This is a genomic window from Providencia sp. 2024EL-00732 (genome assembly GCF_044006275.1).
GTDB classification, from domain to species: Bacteria; Pseudomonadota; Gammaproteobacteria; order Enterobacterales; family Enterobacteriaceae; genus Providencia; species Providencia huashanensis.
In genome coordinates, this window is the sequence record NZ_JBIPDG010000001.1 from 328,446 (window position 1) to 342,096 (window position 13,651).

The following is a 13,651-nucleotide window of genomic DNA, read 5'->3' on the forward strand; positions in this document are numbered from 1 at the left end:
TCATTAATTTGATGGAGGGCTTATGAAAAAAATATTAGGTATGTTAGGGGGAATGGGACCCGGAGCAACCGCGGATGCTTTTATTAAATTAATCAATAATACACATGCAAGTAAGGACCAAGAACATATTCCTATTATTATTGTGTCATTGCCTGATATTCCAGATAGAACAGAAAATATTATTTATAATGGGCCATCACCATTACCAGCAATGATACACTCACTTAAAATACTTGAAAGTGCAGGTGTATCTTGCATTATTATGCCATGTAATACGGCACATTATTGGTATGAGGACTTAAAGAAAGAAATTAATATTAATTTTATCAGCATTATTGATGCAGCATGTAAAAAAATAATTGAGGATAATGTTAAAAAGGTAGCACTATTGGCGACGACAGCAACCATTCATACTAAATTATATCAAGAAAAACTAAATGTGAACAATATTGAATGTATTGTTCCCGATGAGGTTAATCAATATAAAATAATGCAGAGTATTATTTTATATAAATCGGGTGATTTAGCTAAAGCAAGAGAGTTGCTCTATCCTTATATTAGCCAACTAAAATCACGTGGTATTGATAAGTTTGTCATGGGTTGCACTGAAATTCCTTTAATATTAGAAGAGCTTTCAAAAAATAACCCTGAGGATTTTATTGATGCAACAGAAGCATTAATAAAAGAAGCTATTAATTGGTATACTATCGATGAGAAAAGAGAGGTAGATGAAGAAAAAACAAATAAATTAATTGAATTTCATTGAAAATTATCATTCGCCATCACTGGGGTAATCTGATAAACATAAAAACTATTAAATAATAAATATATAATAATGCATTGTATAACATGTAATTGTGATTTTTTTGCATTCAATTTTTAATTGACTGTAATTTGAGCTGTTTTATCTTGTTGGATAGATGGGTTAGCCTTTAACTTTAGGAATATTAGACTTGTAGTTGTCCGATAAGTAGTGACAATAGTCGGTTTATTATAATGACTAATATTGTTAGATAGGGATTAACTCATGCAATTTAAATCAATGGTTAAATTGGTTGTTGGTGCAGTATTGCTATTTGTAATCGGTATTATTGGTATTAATTCATATACAATTGTGCAAGACGGTTCTGTTAAAGTGGGAACATTTCTAGGTAAAGTAGACCCTGTCGCTTATGATGCAGGTTTGCATTTCCCTATTAACCCATTTACTACTTTCGATACATATTCGACGAAAGACATTCGTGTTTCATTAAAGGAATTAAGAGTGCCTTCACAGGATAAGCTAAAATCGATTGTCGATATTACTGTAATGCTACAGTTTGATGGTGCTAAAGCACCAGTATTGCGTATTAACGGTGGTACTGAAAGTGAGGCATTGGATAAATATGTACGCCAAAAGCTTATCTCAACCATTCTCGAATTTGGTAAAGACGTCGCTAATGCACAAGACCTGTATACGGCTGATACACAAAGGAAGCTTCAAGAGTCTATCCGTGATGCAATTCAAGGGTATGCATCCCCATATGGGTATACGATAAAAGAAATCATGATCCAAGATATTACTCTACCAGAAGTTGTTCAGGAACAAGTGGTCAACACTAAAATGCGCCAAGAGCAGATCAACCAAGCGAAAGCAGAAGCCGAAAAAGAGCGTGAGTTAGCACAGAAAAAAGTGGTGATTGCTGAAGCTGAAAGGGAATCAGCGGAACAGCAAGCGATAGCGAGGGAACGTAATGCGCAAGCAAGTTCTTTTGCGATGCGTCAAGAGGCTGATGCAAAATTATATGCGGCTCAGAAGGAAGCAGAGGCTAATGCGATATTACAACGCACAATCACCCGTGAAATGATTAACTGGAAACAGTTAGAAATTGAACAAATTAAAGCACATAAATATAAAGGTGAAGTGCCTAACATTGTTGTTGGCGCAGATTATGACGGTAAAATGATTATGGATATGCGAAATAGCCAATAATCAACACTGATTAACAAAAATTATATTATTGAAACCAGCTCTATTCATTTAGGGCTGGTTTTTTATTTTACTGAGCACAATTGACGCGAAATCGACCAACGACTTGTTGTCTAATAAGCTTCCCCGATTATTTAACAACAGAAATTAACCGGTATTTAGCGGTATTAAAAATTAGGTAAAATATCTATGGTTCATATTGAAGAAATAACAAAACTCAATTTTTGGGATGTATGTGAACTTACATCAAATAAAAATGGTATTGCTACCGTATTAGAAGAGCACGTATGTTGCAATGCATACTCAATAGCGGAGTCTCACTATTATCCGGAATATATCCCCAAAGCACTTTATTGGGATGATAAATTAATTGGCTTTTTTATGTACAAAATAGTTGATGAACAGCCAACTCATGCTTTTATTTGTCGTTTTATGTTGGATTATAAATACCTTGGTAAAGGTTTAGGAAAACAGTCTTTTTCTGCAATTTTGGTGTATTTAAATAGCTTAGAAATACGAAAAATCTCTCTTGGGTTAGATGAGGAAAATATGATTGCTAAAAAAATATATTGCAGTCATGGGTTCAGCTTTACTGGTGAGATTATTGATGGTGAGCATATATATGCTTTGAACCTATAGGCATTAAAGTCAGGCTTTATCGCTAAGGTGGTAGCTCGAATTTGTATTTTTGTGATAGTTATTTGATAGTTGTGCTATATCGTAATCAAGGAGTTGCTGTGATGCTTAATGTTTCTGGATTAATCAATGACTCCCCAATAGTATAACAATATTGGGGAGTTTATGTGTTTTAACGAACAATAATACCTAATAAAATTCCGATTGCACCAAAGTCAGCATCACTGAATGTAGTGTTAGCAATACCAATATCACCCAGAACAGGTAATAGGAATACAGGTAAGAAAGTAATCAACAAGCCTTGAGCAAACGCACCTAAAATAGCCCCGCGACGGCCGCCTGTTGCGTTACCGAATACCCCAGCGGCTGCACCGACGAAGAAATGTGGGACAACACCAGGAATAATGACGGTCATGTTTAATGCATACAATACAAACATGCCTAAAACACCTGCTGCAAAACTACTTAAAAAGCCTACTAATACAGCATTTGGGGCATATGGGAATACTACTGGGCAGTCTAAAGCGGGTTTTGCATTTGGTACTAATTTGTCAGAAATCCCTTTAAATGCAGGAACTATCTCGGCAATAACCATACGCACACCTTGCAGAATAATATAGACGCCCGCAGCGAATGTAATAGATTGCATCAATGAGAACATGAACCAATTTTTACCGCCACTGACTTCACGTACAAAATCACCACCTGCAAATAAGCAAGTAATAATGAAGATAATGAACATGGTAAATGAAATGGCGACTGGAGTATCACGTAGGAATAATAAGCTTTTTGGTACATTCATATCTTCGGTAGAGTGTTCTTTATTACCGAATTTGCTACCAATAAAGCCGGCCAATACATAAGAAATTGTCGAGAAATGGCCGATTGCAACATCATCTGAGCCCGTGACTTTCTTCATGTAGGGGTGAGCGATTGCTGGGAAAAAGACCATACAGAAACCAACAATCAGTGAGCCTACAGTAACCAGTAAGGTTCCTTCCATTCCTGCTGTAGCTAAGATCACTGCAATCATCATTGACATGAATAGGGTATGATGACCGGTTAAGAAAATGAATTTCCAAGGCGTCAAACGAGCAATCAAAATATTGATTAACATCGCAAAGAACATAATCATTGCCATTTCACGGCCGAAGCTTTTTTGTGCAATGGAAACAATTGCTTCGTTATTCGGTACAACACCATTTATACCAAATGCATGTTGGAAAATAGCTGAAAAATCACCTAATGAGCTTACGACTAGACCAGCACCTGCACCTAAAATGACAAAACCCATGATGGTTTTAATGGTGCCTTTAATACATTCAGTCACCGGTTTTTTCTGCGCTATTAAACCGATAAGGGCGATTAAACCGACTAAAATAGCAGGTTCAGATAAAACATCCTGCATCAGAAAACGAAAAAATGACATAGTGCCTCCGCTTACATTGCACCAAGTTTTTGTAAAGCAACAGACAGGCGTTCTTTCATCGCGACTTTGTCAATCATGTTATCGAGCGCTACGATTTCGCCACCGACTTGTTGGGCAACCAATTGCTCTGCAATGTCAGTTGTTCCTACAAAAATATCGCTTACAGTTCCTTTTGCTGAGCCTAAATCGACGTGATCTACATCAGCACTTACTTGTAAGTCTTTCAAAATATTTTTGATGCTCATTTCCATCATCAAACTTGTGCCTAAACCATTTCCACAAACAACAGTGATTTTCATAATATTTACCTTAATATTTAATTATTCATATTTAGCGATGATGCTAAGAATGTCATCTACGTTTTCTGATTGCATGATGCTGTCTATATCTTCTTGATTATCAAAAAGCTCCGCCAACTTTGCGATAGCGCCAATGTGGCTGTTGCTATCTGTTGCTGCGAGAACAATTAATAACTTAACTGGGTCGTTGCCTTCAGAGCCAAATTCAACACCTTGTTTAATAACAGTTAAACCTAGTGATAATTGATTTACGCCATCTTCTGGGCGTGCGTGTGGCATCGCAATGCCAGGTCCTAATACATAATAAGGGCCAATTTTCTCATGTGATTTAATAATGGCATCAATATATCTTGGTTCGATGAATTTATTATTAACCAAAGGGCTACAGGCGATTTTTATCGCATCTTGCCAATCAGTGGCGCTTTCGACGACCTGAATGACGTTAGGGGTCAGTAATGTCGTTAGCATAGAGTTACTCCTGGTATGCTGAATTTTTATCTTTTTTAATGGTTGAATGAATAGTAGTGATCTATGGTAGCGCTATCTAGCTTAAACTTTCATTTTCGTGATAGCGCTATCATTTTGAATAAAAATAGCGAACAAATACTAATTCAGGACACTTGTTGGCTGATTAACAAATTCAACCTATGGTAAGTTACTCGGGTTAATAATAAGTTTAGGCTAATTAAAAGTATTTTATGGAAAAAACACGAAAAAGAAAAAATACAGGGCGAGTCACGCTGCAAGATGTTGCAAAATATGCAGGTGTTGGGTCAATGACAGTATCCCGAGCGCTTCGTACGCCTGAATTGGTTTCAGACAAATTACGTGAAAAAATCAACGAGGCAGTTGAAGAACTGGGTTATATTCCAAATTCAGCTGCGGGTATTTTGGCGTCAGGCCAAAGCCGAACAGTCGCCGTTTTAATTCCGTCGTTACGTGATAATGCTAGTTCAGTATTTCTGCAATCATTACAAGAGGTTTTGAATAAAAATAATTATCAAGTTGTCATTGGTAGTCATGATTATCAGCAGAAAAAAGAATCTGAAGTTTTATCTACATTATTACAGAGTAACCCTGCGGCCTTGATCATTTTTGGTGCGATTAATTCAGAGGGGGTATACACCTACCTTAAAAATGTAGATATACCTGTTATCAGTGTTGCTGGGGGAGGGAGTCATCCATTTACATTAAATATTAAAAGTAATATAGGGGAAGCGGTTAATTTTTTAACACATTATATGTTACAAAAAGGGTATAAGAAGATAGGCTATATTGGGGCTCAAATGGATAATAAAATGCAAAGCCAGCAACTAAGTGGCTGGAATAAGGCCATGCTCGAATATAACCAAAGTGCAGATCAAAGCATTACGACTCCTTATGTTGCTACCATGGATTTTGGACGTCAGGCGATTAGCGAAATGCTAACTCGTCAGCCTGAACTTGAGGCTGTGATTTGTAGCCACGAAATGATTGCGTTAGGGGTTATTTTTGAATGTCAAAGGCGCTTGATTAAAGTGCCGAAAATGTTGGCTGTTGCTTGTGTTGAAGGGTCCGCAAATTGCGACCATATTCACCCATCCTTGACTTCGGTACGCATTGATTATAGCAAAATGGCGAGAGAAGCTGCCAAGAAGTTGCAAAGATGGTTAGCGGATACTGACGGTGATCTTTCACAGAGACAAGAAGAAGTCATTTTCCCTTATAAGTTCGAAGCTAGGCAAAGTGCATAGGGGGGGATCGATTTAGTCACACTATTTTGTTATTTAACTGTCTCTTAAACAAGAAATTCTATAAGAAGTCACTTTTTTGTTCTAAAAAAGATTGTTTTTTTGCCTCTCAAAATAAGATTGTCGACTTGGTCACTGCATCATTCTTATTCCTTGCTACAGTATATTAGTAGGTCATATTTCACCTGTACTTAAGTTTAGACTTTTGACGGGTATTGACCTCTTTATAGCTTTAGACAATAGCAGGGGAAATATAATGAAATTATTAAAAACAGTTATTTCTACCGCAATTTTAGTTTCTTGCGGTGCATTAGCAACAACCACGGGGTCTGAAGTACTTAAGGTGCAAGACGGAGGTACGCCGAATAAGGTCTATACCGCGAATAAGCCTACGATTAAAGTTGCAACTTATAATATCGGAAAGAACGAGTTGGCATCAGATGTGAAAAATTTCGATGCTTTAAATAAAGCAATTGCGAGAATTGATGCAGATGTCATTGTTTTAACCGAAATTGATAACAAAACGGCGCGCAGTAAACATGTTAATCAACTGGAGGAAATCGCTAAGGCTAACAAGATGCACTTTGCATTTGGTAAAGCATTAGATTTTGATGGTGGTGAATATGGCGTAGGAATTTTATCAAAATATAAAATTGAAAAATCAAAAGTCATTAACTTGCCTTCAGGCGATGCGGAGCAACGTGTTGTATTATTATCTCAGATAACAAAACCGGGTTTTGATGCGCCAATTATTATAATGGGGACTCATCTTGATTGGCAAAAAGACCCAACAGTGCGTATTGGGCAGGTTCGTCATATTTTAGATGCGAGCATTGGGGATACAGACACTGGTTTTGATAATATAGCTGCATCAATAAAAATATTAGCTGGTGACTTTAACTCAACGGCTAATGAACAACCTATTCAAGAAATCCGTTATATGTGGCAGCCCGTTGAGAAAAAAGGGACGGATTATCGTAGTTGGCCAGCAGTTAATCCAGCGATTGACATAGACCACATTTTTACATTTAAAGGGCAAGTGTGGAATGTAAATGAAATGCAAATACCAACGGATAGCGAAGAGTTTCAATGGTCAAGTGTCAGTGACCATCTGCCAGTGATAGCGGAATTGGAGTTACAAGAGCAGTAGATAGGTAGGTAAACGGAGTTGTATCGGTAAAGGCCTCATTTGCAGGCCTTTGTTACATCTGTACTTTCATTGTTTCTGAAGCAATTTCTGTCTCTGAATATAACGTTTTTCAGCTATTTCCAAATAACGTTCAACGGTTGAATATATTTGTTGACGTTGTTCCGATAACTGTGGGTCATTATCTAAGGCGGAAGAGGTTTGTTTAATAAACTCAGCAATATAGCTTTTAATACAACCAAACTGATTAGCCACATTAGCATAATAGTATTGGTAAACATAAGATTCTTGAGAATGGCTTAGGTCTGTATTGTTTTTTATATTGTTGGTTGCAAGCAAAAGTAATTGAATTTGTGTCATGGCATACCCTTTTTCTTTGGAAGGCAATGCTACCTGAATTTGAAATTTAAATTTGTCATTTTTAGTCGGAAAATTTTATGTATTAGTTTAATAGGGTGTTTTTATAGGAATATTCTGTAATTTGGGTTAGTTTAACTAGACGAATTGGGATATGTTTGAGGTACATACAAGATTTAAATCATAATGATATCGTTAAATATTCTTATGGTTTATTTGTTAAATAATTGTATTAATCTGTTTTTTATCACTTTCAAAATGCTCATTGTAATCTCATTATCTATAATTTTTAATTATTAATCAATCTATTACGATATTTTTTGTTTTGTTTTTTTGGGCTGTGGGCAATATGGGATGTAAAATAATATTGATAATGGAAAGGTAATGACGCTACTTATGAAACTAGTAGAAGAAGATAACCTAACTTTCCTTTTGATTGTAATCTATTGATTTATATTTACTTTTATTTTTTTTGTGTTTTTCTTGGAAGAGATAATCTTATTTATAAAATTACTCAATAATAAAATAAATAAATAATTTACTCATATACTGAGTCTATATACGCATTATATGAGTTTATTAACAATTAGACACAGTAATTCTTAATTCGAATTGTTTAATAATATATTTGAAGTGATTATTATTAAATGATAATTAACAATTAAGTCCAATTATTGTTTCTGTCATATAAAAGAGAAACGCTTTTTGTGAAAAAAATACAAATTGAAACAGTTAATCTTTCGGGTACTATTTATATTTTTAGCTTAATGCTGGTATACTTACTCATGTGATGGGTAAAATAAAGTATAAATACGAATAACCTATATGAAACTAGTTGTGTCTATTTACGTAGATTATTACTATTACAAAAAATAGTGATTAGGACAAATGTGGCTATCTAATAAGGTATTCTTAAGTAGGTGGCGCCATTTATTATTAAATTAATTCTTATTTACTTACAATTAGCTAAAAATAACTACTCAGGTATTTTTGAGAGAAGTACTGTTGTGTCATTTTGGTCAATTGGCTGTGTCATTGCGTTTATGAGAGCTTAAAAACATGAATATCATAAAGTTGCTCACAATCTTATTGTTAACTGGGTGCTCTTTTATTTTAGGAGTAACGATGAATTATGCTCCAACACCTGATTTGGTAAAAATGGCAAAAAGTAGTGTGGAAGATTACTTGTCTTATCCTGAATCTGCGTCATTTAAAGGCGTGAAATATAATTTTATTCGGCAAACAGCAGACAAGGGAGACTTAGGCTATGTTTGTGGCGAAGTTTTTCGCGTAAAAAATGCTAAGTTAGAAGGGTACAAAAAATTTATTGTGAAAGCGTATACCTATAATGATGGTAGAGTCACAATGTCTATTCCAATGGTTGAAGGGGACTATGACTTATTACCGATGGAGATGGTAAATGCATTATGGCAAAAATATTGCTTTTGAGATTAGTCGGTAAGGGCTTTTTATCCGTTCAACATACAAATAAACAGGAACAGAGAGAAGAAAGCCATAAAGCGGCTTTCTTCATTATAAGGCTAGATAAGGCTAGCTAATAGTTATTTAACCTTTTAACTCTCTAGCGCATTTCTGTAAGTGTAAAAAAGACGCAAACCGTATATCGTGATGCGCTTTATAGGCCTTATTCGGGTGGTAAGTTAAATCAATCGCACTAAACTTATTCATAGCCTGTGCGACATCATTACAGACTTTTCCTGCAACAGCACCTAGGATAGCGGAACCCAGCAATACAGGTTCACTTGCTCGGGTTGAAATAACTGGCACACCACATGCGTCTGCAAGTAATTGGCGGATTAGTGGGTGTTGACCCGCTCCACCACTAACAACGATATTTTCGATTGAAGCACCTGATTTAGCTTGTGCTTCAATTATTTGCCTCAAACCATACCCAATACCACAAACACCGGCAACATAGAAAGACAGTAAATTTTCCATGCTGTTATCCATTGTTAAACCTGCAATCACAGCTCTTGCATGTGGATCGGCAAAAGGCGCTCGGTTACCTAGAAATTCTGGGACAACATGTATTTTTTGTGCTAGTTCAACGGATTGAGAAGGAGAATCAGCTTTTTCTAGAACGAAATCTGCTAGCATGACAGGTAATGATTTCCCTTGTCCTTTGGCTGTTATTTGAGCTTGCGCTGAGGCTGGGTGTAATGAAAGCAGTTGGTCTATTGCAGCACCAGCGGCACTTTGCCCCCCTTCGTTTAACCACATACCAGGAACCATAGCGCTATAATAAGGCCCCCAGACCCCAGGTATAAAAACAGGTTCTTTGGTGGTTGTCATGGTGCATGAAGAGGTACCAAATACATAGGCCATATTTGCAGTTGCATCACCGTTCACACCTACAGTCCCAATCCCTCCTGCATGAGCATCAATCATACCGGCAGCAACAGGAGTGCCTGCGAGTAAGCCCATTTGCTGTGCGGCCTGTTCTGTTAACCCTGAACCACAAGGCGTGCCCGGCTCAACGATTTGTTGCCCAATGCGGGAGAAATTTTCTTCGACCAGTTCAGATAAACCAGCTTGTTGGAAATAATCAGCATCCCAACGTTTTTCATGGGCAAGGTAGGTCCATTTGCAGGTGACGGTGCAGGTTGAGCGTGCCAGTGAACCCGTTGATTTCCATGTCAAAAAATCAGCTAAATCAAAAAACTGCCATGCGTTATCATAGGTTTGGCGTAAATTTTCTTTTAACCACAATATCTTTGGTGTTTCCATTTCTGGAGAAATTTTGCCGCCCACATAATTTAAAACTGGGTGTTTTAACTGGTTAATACGCTCTGCTTGTTCAGTCGCTCGATGATCCATCCACACAATGATGTTACGTTCAGGGTCATTCGACGGGCTAACAGTGATCGGGTGCTTATCGTGTCCAATGACGACGAGTGAGCAGGTTGCATCAAAACCGACTCCAACCACTTGTTGTGGTTTTACATTAGAAGAGGTGATCGCTTGTTTGACACAGTAACAAACTGCTTTCCATATTTCATTACTCGACTGTTCCGCAAAATTAGCGCTATCGCGAAAAAGTGAAATATCATGTTTGGCTGAGGCTAGCATATTACCAGCCATATCAAAAACACCGGCACGCGCGCTACCGGTGCCAACATCAATACCAATAACGACATTGTCATTATTATTTAATGAGGTCGTTGGATTACTCATTTTTTCCTCCAAGATGTGTGCTGTAATCTATGACAAGTTGGTAGGTTAGAGGTCGACGCTATTTGGAACGATAACTAAATCACGGATAGTGACATTTTTGGGGCGCGTCAACATGAATAAAACGGCTTCAGCCACTTCAATCGGTTGCATTAAACTGCCATTAGCTAATGCCTCATCCATTTTTTCCTGCGGCCAATCGTCGAGTAGTGCGGTGACAACAGGGCCTGGTAATACTGCACCAACACGCACACCATGCTCAGAGACTTGGCGGCGCGTAGAATGGACAAACGCTTGAACGGCAAATTTTGATGCAGTGTAAATTGGTTCCCAGATCACAGGAACGACCCCAGCGATTGAACTGGTGAATAATACATCGCCAGACTTTTGAGCAATAAAATGTGGTAATACGGCACGAACACTACGAAAAGCTGCATTAATATTTAAATTCAATACCTTATCCCATACATCGGGGTCGCCTTCAGCAACGGGCCCACCAATATAGGCACCCGCATTGGCATGGAAGATATCTAAACGACCTGCTTTTTTTAGGATTTCATCTAACATCCCATCAACTTGTTTGGGGTTCATCAAATCGATGACTAATGGAATAGCGTTTTCGCCAAGTTCAGCCACGAGTTGATTCAATCTTTCTTCAGCACGGTCTATCAAAACGACTTTAGCGCCTGCTTTGATCAGTGTACGAGCACACTCAAGACCGATACCAGAAGCGGCACCTGTGATTGCTGCGACTTTGTTTTCAATGGAAATAGCCATAATTTTTACTCCAATTGGGTATTTTAGCGGAAATATAAGAATAAAAAGCATTGTGAAATCAATGAAATGACAATGAGTCACAGGAACGGACAGGTGGCTACATATGAAAGACTGATAATATTTTTTTGTTTTATATCAGCTCAGAATTCATCAATTTCAGTTCTGCTCAATCGATGTAGCAGTATTGCGACTTTTCTACTTTGGTGTCAAGCTAGTAAAAAATGGAGATATGAATCTGTGACAAAGATCAGACAAAATAAGAAAACAACGATCTACGACCTTGCAGAATTAGCGGGGGTTTCAGCCAGTGCGGTGAGTGCTGTACTCAATGGAAATTGGCAAAAAAGGCGGATTAGCGCACAGCTTGCACAGAAAGTAATGCGTATCGCGGAAGAACAAAATTATTCTGTAAATAAGCAGGCCAGCTTATTACGCAGCAATAAGTCTAAAATTATCGGCATGTTAGTACCCAAATATGACAACCGTTATTTCGGTTCAATTGTTGAGCATTTTGAGGAAATGGCACGTGAAAGAGGGCTATTTCCTATTATCACCTGTACGCGACGTGATCCTAAACTCGAAATTGAAGCGGCACGCGCTATGCTTTCATATCAGGTGGATTGGTTGATTTCGACAGGGGCAACCAACCCCGATAAAATTACGGAAATCTGCCAAGTCTCCGGCGTGCCTACTTTGAATTTAGACTTGCCGGGCACATTGGCGCCTTCGGTCATTTCAGACAATTATCTCGGGGCGAAAACGCTAACCCAACGTATTTTGCGCAAACAAAAAACGCCACTTATACAGGGCGCCGCTCTAATTTTTATTGGTGGACGTGAGCATGATCATAATACTCGCGAGCGTATTCGCGGGTTTATTGATGCCCATCGCGAGCTAAGCATAGATGTCCCCAGTGAAAATATTTTGGCTTGTGGCTATGCGCCTGAAAAAGCAGAAAAAGCGCTCTCTGTTTTCTTTAAGCAGCATAATAATGACCCGCAAAAGATAGCGGAATGTGGCTTATTTATTAATTCAACAATTTCATTAGAAGGAGTGATGCGTTGGTTAGGGCATAAAGGGTATACTGGGTTACAACAACCTAATTTAGGTTGTTTCGACTGGGACCCATTTGTTGCATTGCTAGGTAATGATATTGAAATGGTTAAACAAGATGTGCCTACTATGCTTAATCATATTTTTAATTTAATTGATAACGAAAATAGCCAAGCTCAACTGATTGAAGTCTTGCCAGTAGGAATAAGCTAATCCACGCTAATAATGATGATTGAAACCGCCTGCACAAAATTAACTTACAGGCGGGCTATGGCGAATTACTTATTGAGTGTTGTGACTAAGAGTTGATGCCGTTGATTATAAAACTTGGTATAAGTCATATAACCGGCCAAGATAGTTGAAAGGCTGGCGGTTCCCAGTAGCATAAATGTCACCATAATTTGGTATTTGACCGCTTGCAGTGGGTCAACGCCTGCAAAAATTAACCCCGACATCATGCCGGGAAGGCTAACAATTCCAACTGTTTTAGCTGAATCAACCGTGGGGATTAATGATGCGCGAATACTATCGCGGATTATGGAAGCAGAAGCCACTTTCGGTGTTGCTCCCAAGCTCAGCATTTCTTGGATTTGTTGCTGTTGGCTGGCAAAACGTTGACCAAGGTTATTAAAGCATAATCCTACGGCTATCATCGCATTCCCGGCTATCATGCCCGTTATAGGGATGACTTGCATAGGCGTAAATTCTATTGCGTTGGATAATATTAGGATAAGCAGCGTTAGGAATGTACCAGATGTAATCGCTATTAATGCCGTAACATAAACTTTATCAATATACTTACTTCTTTTTTTGGCATTCCACGCAGCATTAACGCAAATAAACATGACTAAGGCGATGGTGAGCAGTTTATGATCAACATTGAAGATGTATTTTAAGATATAACCCGCTATTAGTAGCTGGATGATAGCTCGACAGGTACTCCAAATTATATCTTTTTCTAGGGAAAGTTTTTCTTTATGGCTAATAAAAATAGCCACTAAAACTAACATGACCGAAAATGTTAGTGATTCATTGGAGATGGCTGGTTGGTGCACAGTAATA

General features: G+C 37.8%; 14 protein-coding genes. 7 read left to right on the forward strand and 7 right to left on the reverse strand.

Annotated elements, in window-relative coordinates:
- Positions 1-22 precede the first annotated feature (22 nt).
- The 3 genes from ACHB7C_RS01465 (at position 23) to ACHB7C_RS01475 (ending at position 2,608) form a co-directional block, all read left to right on the forward strand.
- Entirely contained in the window at positions 23-766 is a 744-nt protein-coding gene (locus tag ACHB7C_RS01465; RefSeq protein WP_071548005.1) for an aspartate/glutamate racemase family protein, read from the forward strand.
- Between the two features lie 261 nt (positions 767-1,027).
- Positions 1,028-1,972 carry an SPFH domain-containing protein gene (locus tag ACHB7C_RS01470; RefSeq protein ID WP_042844138.1) on the forward strand — a complete coding sequence of 315 codons (945 nt, stop codon included), beginning with the start codon at positions 1,028-1,030 and terminating at the stop codon, positions 1,970-1,972.
- A gap of 186 nt (positions 1,973-2,158) precedes the next feature.
- Positions 2,159-2,608: a GNAT family N-acetyltransferase gene (locus ACHB7C_RS01475; protein WP_210831878.1), complete on the forward strand. Its 450-nt coding sequence runs from the start codon at positions 2,159-2,161 to the stop codon at positions 2,606-2,608.
- Between the two features lie 169 nt (positions 2,609-2,777).
- Here ACHB7C_RS01475 and ACHB7C_RS01480 read toward each other — a convergent pair whose 3' ends face one another.
- The 3 genes from ACHB7C_RS01480 to ACHB7C_RS01490 are packed head-to-tail and all read right to left on the reverse strand — an operon-like array spanning position 2,778 to position 4,801.
- Positions 2,778-4,034 carry a PTS ascorbate transporter subunit IIC gene (locus ACHB7C_RS01480; protein WP_036958647.1) on the reverse strand — a complete coding sequence of 419 codons (1,257 nt, stop codon included), beginning with the start codon at positions 4,032-4,034 and terminating at the stop codon, positions 2,778-2,780.
- Positions 4,035-4,045: 11 nt separating this feature from the next.
- Positions 4,046-4,333 carry a PTS sugar transporter subunit IIB gene (locus ACHB7C_RS01485; RefSeq protein ID WP_042844135.1) on the reverse strand — a complete coding sequence of 96 codons (288 nt, stop codon included), beginning with the start codon at positions 4,331-4,333 and terminating at the stop codon, positions 4,046-4,048.
- Positions 4,334-4,354: 21 nt separating this feature from the next.
- Entirely contained in the window at positions 4,355-4,801 is a 447-nt protein-coding gene (locus ACHB7C_RS01490; protein WP_042844133.1) for a PTS sugar transporter subunit IIA, read from the reverse strand.
- Positions 4,802-5,031: 230 nt separating this feature from the next.
- Between ACHB7C_RS01490 and ACHB7C_RS01495 the strand changes: the two genes are divergently transcribed.
- Both ACHB7C_RS01495 and ACHB7C_RS01500 read left to right on the forward strand, forming a co-directional pair.
- Positions 5,032-6,066: a LacI family DNA-binding transcriptional regulator gene (locus tag ACHB7C_RS01495; protein WP_042844132.1), complete on the forward strand. Its 1,035-nt coding sequence runs from the start codon at positions 5,032-5,034 to the stop codon at positions 6,064-6,066.
- A gap of 253 nt (positions 6,067-6,319) precedes the next feature.
- Complete coding sequence (locus ACHB7C_RS01500) at positions 6,320-7,213, forward strand: endonuclease/exonuclease/phosphatase family protein (RefSeq protein ID WP_071548006.1); 894 nt, start codon at positions 6,320-6,322, stop codon at positions 7,211-7,213.
- Positions 7,214-7,279: 66 nt separating this feature from the next.
- Here the strand turns inward: ACHB7C_RS01500 and ACHB7C_RS01505 are convergent, their stop codons facing one another.
- Positions 7,280-7,570, reverse strand: coding sequence for a hypothetical protein (locus ACHB7C_RS01505; RefSeq protein ID WP_048606965.1), 291 nt, complete (start codon positions 7,568-7,570; stop codon positions 7,280-7,282).
- Between the two features lie 1,122 nt (positions 7,571-8,692).
- Between ACHB7C_RS01505 and ACHB7C_RS01510 the strand changes: the two genes are divergently transcribed.
- Complete coding sequence (locus ACHB7C_RS01510; RefSeq protein ID WP_225832900.1) at positions 8,693-9,016, forward strand: hypothetical protein; 324 nt, start codon at positions 8,693-8,695, stop codon at positions 9,014-9,016.
- Positions 9,017-9,133: 117 nt separating this feature from the next.
- On the opposite strand, the gene ACHB7C_RS01515 is transcribed toward ACHB7C_RS01510, so the two are convergent.
- The gene (locus ACHB7C_RS01515; RefSeq protein WP_349483584.1) at positions 9,134-10,762 is read right to left on the reverse strand and encodes an FGGY-family carbohydrate kinase; all 1,629 of its coding nucleotides are present in this window, start codon (positions 10,760-10,762) and stop codon (positions 9,134-9,136) included.
- Positions 10,763-10,807: 45 nt separating this feature from the next.
- Positions 10,808-11,536: an SDR family oxidoreductase gene (locus ACHB7C_RS01520; RefSeq protein ID WP_042844127.1), complete on the reverse strand. Its 729-nt coding sequence runs from the start codon at positions 11,534-11,536 to the stop codon at positions 10,808-10,810.
- Positions 11,537-11,773: 237 nt separating this feature from the next.
- Here ACHB7C_RS01520 and ACHB7C_RS01525 point away from each other — a divergent pair, with 237 nt between their 5' ends.
- Positions 11,774-12,802: a LacI family DNA-binding transcriptional regulator gene (locus ACHB7C_RS01525; protein WP_042844126.1), complete on the forward strand. Its 1,029-nt coding sequence runs from the start codon at positions 11,774-11,776 to the stop codon at positions 12,800-12,802.
- A gap of 65 nt (positions 12,803-12,867) precedes the next feature.
- Here ACHB7C_RS01525 and fetB read toward each other — a convergent pair whose 3' ends face one another.
- Positions 12,868-13,644, reverse strand: coding sequence for an iron efflux ABC transporter permease subunit FetB (fetB, locus tag ACHB7C_RS01530; protein ID WP_042844124.1), 777 nt, complete (start codon positions 13,642-13,644; stop codon positions 12,868-12,870).
- Between the last annotated feature and the right edge of the window lie 7 nt (positions 13,645-13,651).

What these genes read in the sequence shown, in the direction of transcription:
- ACHB7C_RS01470 (WP_042844138.1), top strand. Translation starts at nt 1,028, where the DNA reads ATGCAATTTAAATCAATGGTTAAATTGGTTGTTGGTGCAGTATTGCTA.
- ACHB7C_RS01465 (WP_071548005.1), top strand. Translation starts at nt 23, where the DNA reads ATGAAAAAAATATTAGGTATGTTAGGGGGAATGGGACCCGGAGCAACC.
- ACHB7C_RS01490 (WP_042844133.1), bottom strand. Translation starts at nt 4,801, where the DNA reads ATGCTAACGACATTACTGACCCCTAACGTCATTCAGGTCGTCGAAAGC.
- ACHB7C_RS01500 (WP_071548006.1), top strand. Translation starts at nt 6,320, where the DNA reads ATGAAATTATTAAAAACAGTTATTTCTACCGCAATTTTAGTTTCTTGC.
- ACHB7C_RS01515 (WP_349483584.1), bottom strand. Translation starts at nt 10,762, where the DNA reads ATGAGTAATCCAACGACCTCATTAAATAATAATGACAATGTCGTTATT.
- ACHB7C_RS01485 (WP_042844135.1), bottom strand. Translation starts at nt 4,333, where the DNA reads ATGAAAATCACTGTTGTTTGTGGAAATGGTTTAGGCACAAGTTTGATG.
- ACHB7C_RS01510 (WP_225832900.1), top strand. Translation starts at nt 8,693, where the DNA reads ATGAATTATGCTCCAACACCTGATTTGGTAAAAATGGCAAAAAGTAGT.
- ACHB7C_RS01505 (WP_048606965.1), bottom strand. Translation starts at nt 7,570, where the DNA reads ATGACACAAATTCAATTACTTTTGCTTGCAACCAACAATATAAAAAAC.
- ACHB7C_RS01480 (WP_036958647.1), bottom strand. Translation starts at nt 4,034, where the DNA reads ATGTCATTTTTTCGTTTTCTGATGCAGGATGTTTTATCTGAACCTGCT.
- ACHB7C_RS01495 (WP_042844132.1), top strand. Translation starts at nt 5,032, where the DNA reads ATGGAAAAAACACGAAAAAGAAAAAATACAGGGCGAGTCACGCTGCAA.
- ACHB7C_RS01475 (WP_210831878.1), top strand. Translation starts at nt 2,159, where the DNA reads ATGGTTCATATTGAAGAAATAACAAAACTCAATTTTTGGGATGTATGT.
- ACHB7C_RS01520 (WP_042844127.1), bottom strand. Translation starts at nt 11,536, where the DNA reads ATGGCTATTTCCATTGAAAACAAAGTCGCAGCAATCACAGGTGCCGCT.